At 43.5% G+C, this 12,227-nt stretch carries 9 protein-coding genes and 1 pseudogene; 8 read left to right on the top strand and 2 right to left on the bottom strand.

All coding sequences use genetic code 11. The annotated features are described in order from the left end of the window. Positions 1–92: 92 nt before the first annotated feature. The 4 genes from sufC to DW173_RS16290 all read left to right on the top strand — a co-directional run bounded on the left by sufC (position 93) and on the right by DW173_RS16290 (position 4,040). Entirely contained in the window at positions 93–845 is a 753-nt protein-coding gene (gene sufC, locus DW173_RS16305; RefSeq protein WP_004307398.1) for a Fe-S cluster assembly ATPase SufC, read from the top strand. Positions 846–858: 13 nt separating this feature from the next. Then, entirely contained in the window at positions 859–2,202 is a 1,344-nt protein-coding gene (sufD, locus tag DW173_RS16300) for a Fe-S cluster assembly protein SufD (RefSeq protein ID WP_120144778.1), read from the top strand. 19 nt (positions 2,203–2,221) lie between these two features. Next, entirely contained in the window at positions 2,222–3,433 is a 1,212-nt protein-coding gene (locus DW173_RS16295; RefSeq protein ID WP_120144777.1) for an aminotransferase class V-fold PLP-dependent enzyme, read from the top strand. Positions 3,434–3,713: 280 nt separating this feature from the next. Further along, positions 3,714–4,040: a heavy metal-binding domain-containing protein gene (locus tag DW173_RS16290; RefSeq protein ID WP_004315412.1), complete on the top strand. Its 327-nt coding sequence runs from the start codon at positions 3,714–3,716 to the stop codon at positions 4,038–4,040. Positions 4,041–4,146: 106 nt separating this feature from the next. Here DW173_RS16290 and DW173_RS16285 read toward each other — a convergent pair whose 3' ends face one another. Further along, positions 4,147–6,336, bottom strand: coding sequence for an alpha-galactosidase (locus DW173_RS16285; RefSeq protein ID WP_120144776.1), 2,190 nt, complete (start codon positions 6,334–6,336; stop codon positions 4,147–4,149). Between the two features lie 82 nt (positions 6,337–6,418). Further along, positions 6,419–6,796: pseudogene (locus DW173_RS16280) on the bottom strand (TonB-dependent receptor); the annotation flags it as partial. Between the two features lie 51 nt (positions 6,797–6,847). Between DW173_RS16280 and DW173_RS16275 the strand changes: the two are divergent. The 4 genes from DW173_RS16275 to DW173_RS16260 all read left to right on the top strand — a co-directional run bounded on the left by DW173_RS16275 (position 6,848) and on the right by DW173_RS16260 (position 12,216). Beyond that, on the top strand, positions 6,848–7,000 hold the full coding sequence (locus DW173_RS16275; protein WP_369904721.1) for a helix-turn-helix domain-containing protein: 153 nt from the start codon (positions 6,848–6,850) through the stop codon (positions 6,998–7,000). A 596-nt stretch (positions 7,001–7,596) separates the two neighbouring features. Beyond that, positions 7,597–9,801, top strand: a complete 2,205-nt coding sequence (locus tag DW173_RS16270; RefSeq protein ID WP_120144797.1) for a sodium-translocating pyrophosphatase — start codon at positions 7,597–7,599, stop codon at positions 9,799–9,801. A 90-nt stretch (positions 9,802–9,891) separates the two neighbouring features. Next, positions 9,892–10,494 carry a ribonuclease HII gene (locus DW173_RS16265; RefSeq protein WP_117809337.1) on the top strand — a complete coding sequence of 201 codons (603 nt, stop codon included), beginning with the start codon at positions 9,892–9,894 and terminating at the stop codon, positions 10,492–10,494. A 180-nt stretch (positions 10,495–10,674) separates the two neighbouring features. Further along, positions 10,675–12,216 carry a DUF5723 family protein gene (locus tag DW173_RS16260; protein WP_120144775.1) on the top strand — a complete coding sequence of 514 codons (1,542 nt, stop codon included), beginning with the start codon at positions 10,675–10,677 and terminating at the stop codon, positions 12,214–12,216. Positions 12,217–12,227 lie beyond the last annotated feature (11 nt).

Raw genomic sequence — 12,227 nt, 5'->3', positions numbered from 1 at the left:
GCCTGGTATCATATCAAACGTGAATTTCTAAAAGGTTATTATAGTAAGTAAATATTAATATATAAAGAAACGATTAATTAGTAAATATAATCATGTTAGAAATAAAAGACCTGCATGCCAGCATTAATGGCAAAGAGATATTGAAGGGTATTAACCTGACGGTGAATCCCGGTGAGGTGCACGCTATTATGGGGCCGAATGGTTCCGGTAAAAGTACGCTTTCTTCCGTATTGGTGGGAAATCCGGCTTTTGAGGTAACAAAAGGTTCGGTCACGTTTTATGGAAAGAACCTGTTGGAGTTGAGTCCTGAAGATCGTAGCCATGAAGGAATCTTTCTTAGTTTCCAGTATCCGGTAGAGATTCCGGGTGTGAGCATGGTCAACTTTATGCGTGCTGCTGTGAATGAGCAACGCAAATATAAAGGTCTGCCTGCGCTGACAGCCAGTGAGTTTCTGAAACTGATGCGTGAGAAACGTGCGGTAGTAGAGTTGGATAATAAGTTGGCTAACCGCTCGGTGAATGAAGGTTTTTCGGGTGGTGAAAAGAAACGGAATGAGATTTTCCAGATGGCCATGTTGGAACCGCGGTTGAGTATCCTTGATGAAACGGACTCCGGTTTGGATATTGATGCGCTCCGTATTGTTGCGGAAGGAGTGAACAAACTGAAAACTCCTGAAACAAGCACGATCGTTATTACCCACTACCAACGTTTGCTTGATTATATCAAACCTGATATTGTACATGTCCTTTATAAAGGTCGTATCGTAAAAACTGCCGGACCGGAACTTGCACTGGAACTGGAAGAAAAAGGATATGATTGGATCAAGAAAGAAGTAGGGGAATAACAAATAATAAGTTATGATAGTTGAACAACAATATATAGACCTCTTCTCACAGACGGAAGCAATGATCTGCAAGCATAGCGCCGAAGTGCTGAATGCGCCTCGTGCAGCTGCATTTGCCGATTTTGAACGCCTCGGATTTCCGACCCGTAAGATGGAGAAGTACAAATATACGGATGTGAGCAAGTATTTTGAACCGGATTATGGTTTAAACTTGAATCGTCTGGCTATTCCGGTCAATCCGTATGAAGTGTTTAAGTGCGATGTGCCGAATATGAGTACCGCCCTGTATTTTGTGGTAAATGACGCATTTTATAATAGAGCACTTCCTAAAGTCAATCTGCCGGAAGGTGTGATTTTCGGCAGCTTGAAAGAAGTGGCCGAACAGCATCCGGAATTGGTGAAGAAGTATTACGGCCAGTTGGCAGATACTTCCAAAGATGGGGTGACTGCTTTCAATACAGCTTTTGCGCAAGACGGCGTTGTATTTTATGTGCCGAAGAATGTAGTGGTAGAAAAACCGATCCAGCTGGTAAATATCCTGCGTGCAGATGTCAACTTCATGGTGAACCGCCGCGTACTAATCATCCTGGAGGATGGCGCGCAAGCCCGTCTGCTGATTTGTGACCATGCAATGGATAACGTGAACTTCCTGGCAACACAAGTGATTGAAGTCTTTGCAGGTGAGAACACGGTATTCGATATGTATGAACTGGAAGAAACACATACAAGCACCGTCCGTATCAGTAACCTGTATGTAAAGCAGGAGGCAAACAGCAATGTATTGTTGAATGGAATGACTTTGCATAATGGTACTACCCGCAACACCACTGAAGTATTGTTGGCAGGAGAAGGAGCCGAGATAAACCTCTGTGGCATGGCAATTGCCGATAAGAACCAGCACGTAGACAATCATACAAGCATCGACCATGCCGTACCGAACTGCACAAGCAATGAGCTGTTCAAGTACGTACTCGACGATCAGTCGGTAGGCGCGTTTGCCGGATTGGTATTGGTGCGTCCCGATGCGCAACATACGAACTCCCAGCAGACTAACCGGAATCTTTGTGCTACGCGTGATGCGAGAATGTACACACAACCTCAATTGGAGATTTACGCGGATGATGTGAAATGTTCGCATGGAGCAACGGTAGGCCAGTTGGATGAGGGTGCACTATTCTATATGCGTTCACGAGGTATTGCAGAGAAAGAAGCCCGTTTGTTATTGATGTTCGCATTTGTCAATGAAGTGATTGATACCATTCGTTTGGAGGCACTGAAAGATCGCCTGCATCTGTTGGTAGAGAAACGTTTCCGTGGCGAGCTGAATAGATGTCAGGGCTGTGCCATTTGTAAGTAACCACTAATAATTAATAAACGTGGATATTCAAAAGATACGTGAGGATTTTCCGATATTGAGCCGTACGGTTTATGGTAAACCTTTGGTTTATTTCGACAACGGTGCGACGACGCAGAAACCCCGTCTGGTAGTTGATGCGTTGGTGGATGAATATTATTCCGTTAATGCCAATGTGCATCGCGGTGTGCATTATCTTTCGCAACAAGCTACGGAATTGCATGAGGCTTCCCGTGAAACGGTGCGTCAGTTTATTAACGCCCGTAGCACGAACGAAGTTGTTTTTACTCGCGGAACAACGGAAAGCATCAACCTGCTTGTTTCCAGCTTTGGTGACGAATTTATGGAAGAGGGGGATGAAGTGATTCTTTCCGTGATGGAACATCATAGTAACATCGTTCCCTGGCAACTGTTGGCTGCCCGAAAGGGAATTGCCATCAAAGTGATTCCAATGAATGACAAAGGCGAACTCTTGCTGGATGAATACGAAAAACTATTTTCCGAACGAACGAAAATAGTCAGCGTGGTTCATGTTTCGAATGTGCTGGGTACGGTGAATCCGGTGAAAGAAATGATTGCAACGGCTCATGCGTACGGCGTACCTTGCCTGATAGACGCTGCACAGTCTATCCCTCACATGAAAGTGGACGTACAGGAGTTGGATGCTGATTTTCTGGTGTTCTCTGCCCATAAAATATACGGTCCGACAGGTGTCGGAGTGCTTTATGGAAAAGAAGAGTGGTTAGACCGCCTTCCGCCTTATCAGGGAGGAGGAGAGATGATTCAGCATGTCTCTTTTGAGAAGACCACTTTCAACGAACTTCCTTTCAAGTTTGAAGCCGGCACGCCCGACTATATCGGAACTACCGGACTGGCAAAAGCCCTTGATTACGTGAATGGACATGGACTTGAGCAGATAGCCGCCCATGAGCATGAACTGACAACTTACGCTTTGCAACGGCTGAAAGAGATTCCCCAGATGCGTATATTCGGTGAAGCAGCCGAACGGGGAGCAGTCATCTCCTTCCTGGTAGGAGATATCCATCATTTCGACCTCGGAACGTTGCTGGATCGTTTGGGTATTGCCGTGAGGACGGGACATCATTGTGCACAACCTCTCATGCAACGTCTTGGTATAGAAGGAACTGTACGGGCTTCGTTTGCCATGTACAATACGAAATCGGAAATAGATACATTGGTGGCGGGAATTGAACGCGTCAGCAAGATGTTCTAACAATATAAGCCGCTATTCCTGTGGGATGGCGGCTTTTTTTATTCTTTAACTAAAAAAAGATGCCTTCAAGTGCAGTGATTTGAGCTTTTGTGCGTCTAATAGGTAAAGAAACAAAATGTTCATTGAATATTAGGAGGGTCGTGAGACCATGCTCATATTATATAAATTCTCTCTCTTTAACATTAATCGCAGCTATATCGTAAGAAATTACGGTGTAGCTGCAACTTTTTTAGGGGGACTTGCGTCTAACTAAATACGTATAACTAATAAAGAAAAAACTATGCTGATGACAACCACTCCCATCATTGAGGGAAAACGAATAGTGAAATATTATGGAATAGTTTCCGGAGAGACAATCATAGGTGCCAATGTATTCCGCGACTTGTTTGCAAGTATTCGGGATATTGTGGGTGGTCGTTCCGGTTCTTATGAAGAAGTGCTGCGTATGGCAAAAGATACAGCGTTGAAGGAAATGGAGGCACAAGCAGCTCAAATGGGAGCTAATGCCGTGATAGGTGTTGATTTGGATTATGAGACAGTTGGAGGTAGTGGCAGTATGCTGATGGTGACTGCTAACGGCACAGCCGTAAAGATTGAAGAGGATTAATTGATTATTGTTTTTTTCTACAGAGAACACGGAAGACGCAGCGCATATACTTTGTTTAGTATCAATAGTATAAAACACTGTGTCCTCCGTACTTCTGTGGTGAATATTATTCGGCAGTCAGCTCAATCACACGGCTGAAAGCCTGATTGGTAGTGAAAGCATTGATTCCTACTTTCATCAGATAATCTCCTGAATAAGTCTTCTCATTGGCAGCAAGATTCGATTTAGAGTTCGGCATCAGGTTGATTTCTTTCACCTTATACATTTTCTTCGCATCCAATCCCTGAAGTTTAACCGGGAGCAGCTTCTCACCGAAACGTGGGTGGATATCGTAGGTATAAAGCACTGCTTTGTTCTTATCCGGTGCGGCGTACATGACAGACATGTGATTACCATCGTATGGAGAAACCAGTCTGTACTGGTCACCATCCAGAATCACTTTCTTCAGACGCGTCCAGTTGGCAACTGCATTTTGGCAAAAAGTCTGTTCGTCCGCATTCAGCTCTTTCAGTCCGAGATCGAAGCCCAGTTTACACATACTTGCTACATCGGTACGGAATTTCACGCTTGTCTTCTTGTTCCAGCTGGTTACGTGTGCATCCATTGCTTTTGCAGGGAAGATTTGTGAGAATCCCCATTGGATAAACAGGCGCTCTATCGGGTCTGTATTGTCACTGCACCAGAATTCTGTAAAGTATTTCAATGCTTCGTAGTCGCAACGGGCGCCACCGCCGGAGCAAAGCATCATCGGTACGTTCGGATATTTGTCTTTGATACGTTCCAATACATTATATATACCACGTACATGGTCGATATAAAGTTGTCCTTGTTTATTCTTCAAATAGGGAGAATAAATATTTGTGATGGGAGAGTTGCAGTCCCATTTAAAGAAAGCTACTTCCGGGTTCGCTGTCAGGATGTTATCCACTACGCCAAACACAAAATCCTGTACTTTCGGATTGCTAAGATCGAGCACCAGTTGGTTACGGTAATAGTATGTTTCGCGATTGGGCAGTGTGATTGCCCAGTCAGGATGCTTCTCGAATAATTCACTTTTGGGGTTTATCATCTCCGGTTCGATCCAGATACCGAATTTCACTCCGGCTTCTTTGGCAGACTTCACGAGTGCGGGAATACCGCCCGGCAGTTTGGATTTCATCACTTCCCAGTCACCCAGTCCGGCATTGTCGCTGTTGCGCGGATGCTTGTTGCCGAACCAGCCATCATCCAACAAGAACATGTCTACATCCAGATGTTTGGCTTCTTTCATCAGTTCGGCAAGCAGTTTCTCATCGAATTTGAAGTACGTATTTTCCCAGTTGTTCAATAAAGTCATGCGGTCGCCTTGTCCGTCTTTCAGTTGGTAGTTGCGTGCCCATGCGTGGAGGTTGCGGCTGGCTTCGCCCGTACCGTTGTTGCTGAAAGTAAAGATAAATTCGGGAGTGGTAAATACTTCGTTCGGTTTTAGTTCATAATCAGATGCATACGGGTTGATGGCGGGGATGACGCGGAGGTTGCCTACGTTGTCCACTTCAAAGGTAAACTGGAAGTTGCCTGTCCATCCGATAGTCCCTAGCATGGCACGTCCTTGTGTTTCCTGTGCCGGTTGTTCAAAACCAAGTTCGAAGAACGGGTGGGTATGCATGGCGGCACGGCTTCCCAGTTTGGTGTCGATCACCTTTTTACCGAACAATAGAGGTTGTGTGCTCATTTGTGCTTCTTTAGCCCAGTCGCTGCTGAATTCAGTCAGATAATACTCGTTTCCCGAGAAATAAAGCATGGTCGAGGCATAACGCCAGATGGTGACAGGTTTCTTTTCAGCATGTTTGATTTCACTCCACGTCTTGATGACGTTTTCTTTCGGATAAGCGATGTAATGCAGCGTGACTTCCACCGGGTACTGATCGTCTTTCAGTTGGATGACTGTCTCCGTGCCGCCTGCCACTGCTTTTTGTTCGGAAGATACATAACGGAGAATCGTGCTTGGGTTTCCATCATTGTGCGTGATTGCTACAGCCGGTTCAAAATAATCCTCGGCGCCGGAGCCCGGATATACTTCCCATCCACGGGTGGATACGCTGCCGTCACTGCCTCCTTTCACGTATGGAGAAAAGTTGTTGATGTCTTTCTCGTTCAGCAACTTATCGCCCAGATAAGCCTGATAAAGTCGTCCGTTGGGAGCTACTTGGAGAATTAAGTCTGTGTTGTCCGTTGCGATGCGGATAACGTTCTTTTCCTGGGCGTTCACTTGTGCCAGGGTAAACAATGCCGTAAGTAATACGAAAAGTTTCTTCATGGTTTTTTAATAATTAATTAGGTATTAGTTAGTTTGTGGGCATATAATGCCACAAAGATAATTATAATTTGTTTGGTATGAACTAGAATTTGATGCTTGCGCTAAATTCTACGGTGAATGGGCGTAAATAATTTCCACTCATATAATTTCCGGCGTACTGGGCAGCTTCTTCTTTCGTAATCAGTTCCGAACCGTTGATGGTTCCGCTGGCTCCTTTCTGATTCAGGAAGTTGATGACTGTTGCACCTAGAGACAGGTGTTTGTTTACGTTCCAGTTGATTCCTCCGAACGTTTCCCAGCGGCCGTTGAAGTAGAGCGCTTCCTGAAGATTGGCGTACGTCTTGCCGAAATAGCGGAAACTAAGCCAGAGGCGTAAGTCGTTCGTGATGTTGTAGCTTGGGTCGAGTTCGACAAGTATCTGCGGGATCTCTTTTACGATCATTTCGTTGGCATTGACCGACCTTTCCTCACTCGATTTATCCGTATCATCCGGCTAAAACATGCTGCGGAATTGTTGCAGGAGGGAGAACTGCGCACCAATGAAATTTGTGACAGGGTAGAATTTCAGTCACCTTCTTACTTCGCCAAAGTATTTCAGAAACAGTTTGGAGTTACTCCTACGGAGTTTGCCCAGCAAAATAAGCAGAGAATGGCAGATAGTTAGTCGTTATTGACTGTCATTCGTTGCCTTCTTGTTTGAATTTGAACTGAAATTAGTTCATTTCTATACAGAAATATCCCAAGATACTATTGCTGGCAATAACTCGTCAGTATGCAGCTTTTATTTCTTTCTCTTGCTTATATTATTTTTTCAATTGCCTAAGGAGTTTTCGTTTGACTATAGTTGAACGAACGCTTGACATATGTTGAACTATCGCTTGACTATAGTCAAACGAAAATTTGTTAGGCAATGAAATAACTATTAATAGGTAAACACTTGCTTAAAAATAACTAATAAAATCATTAGTGGCAATTGGTCCCAAACCAGGCAGTTTCTGGTTAAATAGAAATTTAATTCAGACAGAAGAACATAAGAACAAAAAATAGAATAGCCGTTCAATAAGCAACAGAAATAATTTTCAAAGCGCAGCTTTTATGTTCTTTTGTTCTTATGTCTAAAAATAACTACCATCTGCTCATTTGTCCAAAGTGACGTATAAAAATAGAATGATTCAACTCTGTAAATTCTTTCTTTTTTACTTGCTTATTTCGATTGATTTCCATACTTTTAGCCTCCGTAATCCTTTAAAAATTGACCCTATGGACAACATTCTTTTCTGGCTCGTTCCAGTCGCTTCCGTGTTAGCCCTCTGCTTTGCTTATTACTTTCATAAGCAAATGATGAAAGAGAGTGAAGGTACACCCCAAATGATAAAAATAGCTGCTGCTGTACGCAAAGGAGCTATGTCTTATCTAAAACAACAATACAAAATAGTAGGTTGGGTATTCTTGGGGCTGGTTATTTTGTTTTCAATTATGGCATACGGTTTTCATGTACAGAATGCTTGGGTTCCCATTGCTTTCCTTACAGGTGGATTCTTCTCCGGACTTTCCGGATTTCTGGGGATGAAGACGGCGACATACGCGTCCGCTCGTACCGCTAATGCTGCCCGTACTTCTCTGAATGCAGGATTAAGAATTGCTTTCCGAAGTGGTGCCGTGATGGGACTGGTGGTCGTTGGCCTGGGGCTGCTCGATATTTCTTTTTGGTATCTGTTGCTGAATGCAGTGATTCCTGCTGATGCACTGACACCTACTCATAAACTCTGTGTAATCACTACCACCATGCTGACATTTGGTATGGGAGCTTCTACCCAGGCGCTCTTTGCCCGTGTAGGCGGTGGTATCTATACAAAGGCAGCCGATGTCGGAGCCGACTTGGTAGGCAAAGTAGAAGCCGGAATCCCGGAAGATGACCCTCGTAATCCTGCCACTATTGCCGATAATGTGGGCGATAATGTAGGCGACGTGGCCGGTATGGGAGCCGATTTATACGAATCTTACTGTGGCTCGATTCTGGCAACAGCCGCTCTGGGTGCTGCTGCTTTTATCCATTCGGCAGATACAGTGATGCAATTCAAGGCAGTGATCGCCCCGATGCTGATTGCGGCTGTTGGTATTATCCTTTCTATTATAGGTATATTCGCTGTCCGTACCAAGGAGAATGCGACAATGAAGGACCTGCTCGGTTCGTTGGCTTTCGGTACGAATCTTAGTTCCGTATTAATTGTTGCTGCTACATTCCTTATTCTGTGGCTTCTGCAACTTGATAACTGGATTTGGATTTCTTGTGCCGTAGTAGTCGGACTATTGGTAGGTATTATCATTGGACGTTCTACAGAATATTATACTTCCCAATCCTATCGCCCTACCCAGAAACTAAGTGAAAGCGGTAAGACCGGACCCGCCACCGTAATTATCTCCGGTATCGGTTTAGGTATGCTTTCTACGGCTATTCCGGTAATTGCAGTCGTGATTGGTATCATTGCTTCCTATCTGTTGGCTTCCGCCGGCGATTTTGCCAATGTCGGTATGGGACTGTATGGAATCGGTATTGCGGCTGTCAGCATGCTTTCTACTTTAGGCATCACTCTGGCAACGGATGCTTACGGCCCGATTGCGGATAATGCAGGAGGTAACGCGGAAATGTCCGGCTTGGGTGCCGAAGTCCGCAAACGTACCGATGCGCTCGATTCATTGGGGAATACGACTGCTGCCACCGGAAAAGGTTTTGCAATCGGTTCTGCTGCATTGACAGGGTTGGCTTTGCTGGCTTCTTATATTGAAGAAATCCGAATCGGCCTTACACGGCTTGGTAATGTAGATCTGACCTTTGCGGATGGTAGCTCCATCAGTGTGGCGAATGCTACTTTTATCGACTTCATGGATTATTATGAAGTACATCTGATGAATCCGAAAGTTCTTTCGGGTATGTTCCTCGGTTCCATGATGGCTTTCCTGTTCTGTGGATTGACAATGAATGCCGTAGGACGTGCAGCTGGGCACATGGTAGATGAAGTACGTCGCCAATTCCGTGAAATAAAGGGTATTTTGACAGGAGAAGCGGAGCCGGATTACGAACGTTGTGTTGCAATATCAACAAAAGGTGCGCAACGTGAAATGGTTGTGCCTTCCTTAATCGCTATTATTGCCCCTATCCTTACAGGTCTTATTTTCGGTGTTCCCGGTGTGCTCGGTTTGCTGATTGGTGGCTTGAGCAGTGGCTTCGTACTGGCTATCTTTATGGCTAATGCCGGTGGTGCATGGGATAATGCAAAGAAATATGTAGAAGAAGGAAACTTTGGAGGAAAAGGCGGTGAAGTTCATAAAGCAACCGTAGTAGGAGATACCGTGGGCGATCCGTTTAAAGATACATCCGGGCCGAGCTTGAATATCTTAATAAAGCTAATGAGCATGGTAGCCATTGTAATGGCAGGGCTTACGGTTGCCTGGAGTTTATTCTAAAAAAAGCAGGAAAGAAGTAAGAAAAAGGAGGCAAAACAAGTCTCCTTTTTTAATTTGAATTACCTTTGTGTCAAAATAGAAGCGATAAATATGTTATTACCTTATTTAAACGAGAATCTGATTGAAGCCGGATGTGATGAGGCCGGTCGTGGATGTTTGGCGGGAGCAGTATACGCTGCTGCGGTTATTCTTCCAAAAGATTTTAAGAATGAACTGTTGAATGATTCCAAGCAACTGTCGGAAAAGCAACGTTATGCACTGCGTGAGGTAATAGAGAAGGAAGCGATAGCCTGGGCGGTTGGCGTCGTGTCACCGGAAGAAATTGATGAAATAAATATCCTGCGGGCTTCTTTCTTAGCCATGCATCGTGCAGTGGACCAACTGACTACCCGCCCACAGCATTTACTGATCGACGGAAACCGTTTCACTAAATATCCCGGCATCCCCCATACCACGGTAGTGAAAGGCGACGGGAAATATCTTTCAATAGCTGCGGCTTCTATTTTAGCTAAGACATACAGAGATGATTATATGAACCGTCTCCACGAAGAGTTTCCTTATTATGACTGGGATCACAATAAAGGCTACCCAACTAAAAAACATCGCGCCGCCATTGCCGAACGTGGAACCACTCCTTACCATCGAATGACGTTCAATCTATTAGGAGATGGGCAGCTAACTTTGAACTTCTAAAGTCACTTTGTTTCATTTTGCACAAACATTCTACATTTTTTTGCAAAATAAGCACGATTTTGTTACGGATAACCCTAAAATTGTTCTGTTTAGGCTGAAAAAGTGTTGCCTAGTGCTTTTATTTGTTATTGAAATACTATATCTTTGCAAACAATAATAAGAATTAAAAAGTTTAAAATCATGGCAACGAACAAACTATTGTGGTCTTCTAAAATTATTGGGGTATTTTTTATGATGTTGGTTTGCACTCTTTCTGCAAATGCACAGTTTTTACGTACTTCTTATTTCATGGAAGGTACTCATTATCGTCAACAACTAAATCCGGCTTTAACACCGACGAAAGGTTATTTCAACCTTCCGGTGATTGGCGCTGTTAATGCAACTGTCGGTTCTACTTCATTAGGTTATCAAGATATCATTGATATCATTGATGATGGTGACGATTTCTATACTAAACCAGATTTTATGAATCGTCTGAAAGATAATAATAAGTTGAATGTGAACTTCAGTACGGAGATTCTTTCTGCAGGATGGTACAAAGGTAAGAACTTCTGGTCATTCAATATCGGTCTGCGTACAGATATCGGTGCTAACTTGACTAAGAATATGTTTACCTTCTTAAATGAGATGGAAACAGTTGAAGAAAACTGGAGAAACAGTAACTATGATATTAGTGGTCAGCGATTGAACATTAATGCTTATACAGAAGTCGGTTTAGGACTTTCACGTCAAATTAACAGTCGTTTGACTGTTGGTGCTAGAGTGAAAGCATTATTGGGTATTGGCAACATGGAGTTGAAACTTAATAAAGTTGCGATGAATGCTAATTTACCTAACGATGCAGAAATCACAAAATGGTCTAGTGAGAGCTACTGGAATTCTATGAGTACTCCCGAAGCAATAAGAGCTGCACAGGAACTGAAAACTAAGTTTGATAATTATCATGCAAACTTGACTGTTGGCGCAGAACTGAAAAGTTCTTTCAAAGGTTTGGAATTGAAAGAAGAAGAAGGTAAAGACTATGTTACAGATTTCGACTTTGACAGTGGTAAATTGGGTATTGCAGGTTATGGTTTTGGTATCGACTTGGGAGCTTCTTATAAAATATTGGATAATCTGACAGTGTCTGCATCTGTTCTTGATCTCGGTTTTATTTCTTGGTCGAAATCAAGCACAAAAATCGCGTCAGCTAACCCGGATCCGATTGATATTAAAGGAAGTACCTATGCAAATATGGTTGATCCGAATAATCCGAATACTGTTATGAACGCTGTAAATCAGTTGCAGAATGACGCTCAAGGATATATGGACCGTGTAACAAATGGTGATGTACTTGACTATGACATGTTGCAACTCGAAGTAAGTGATGCTAAAGAATCTCGTAAATCTCGTCTTGCTTCTACTCTTGTACTAGGTGCAGAATACGGATTCTTCAATAACAAATTAGCAGTCGGTGTATTGTCAACAACTCGTTTTGTACAGCCTGATGCTCTTACAGAATTAACATTCTCCGCAAACTACCGTCCGAAAAGCTGGTTCAATGTAGCGCTTAGCTATTCAGCTATCCAGTCAGCTGGTAAATCCTTCGGTTTGGGTCTGAAATTAGGTCCTGTGTTTGTCGGAACTGACTACATGTTCTTAGGAAAGAACTCTAACTCTGTTAATGGATTCGTTGGGGTATCTATTCCGTTGGGTGGAAGAAAAGCAAATAAAGAAGGATAAAATATTTTAAT

This window comes from Bacteroides sp. AM16-13 (genome assembly GCF_003602705.1).
Taxonomy (GTDB): Bacteria; Bacteroidota; Bacteroidia; order Bacteroidales; family Bacteroidaceae; genus Bacteroides; species Bacteroides xylanisolvens.
Note: the sequence above shows the minus strand (reverse complement) of the source record. Positions and strands in the feature narration are given on the sequence as shown.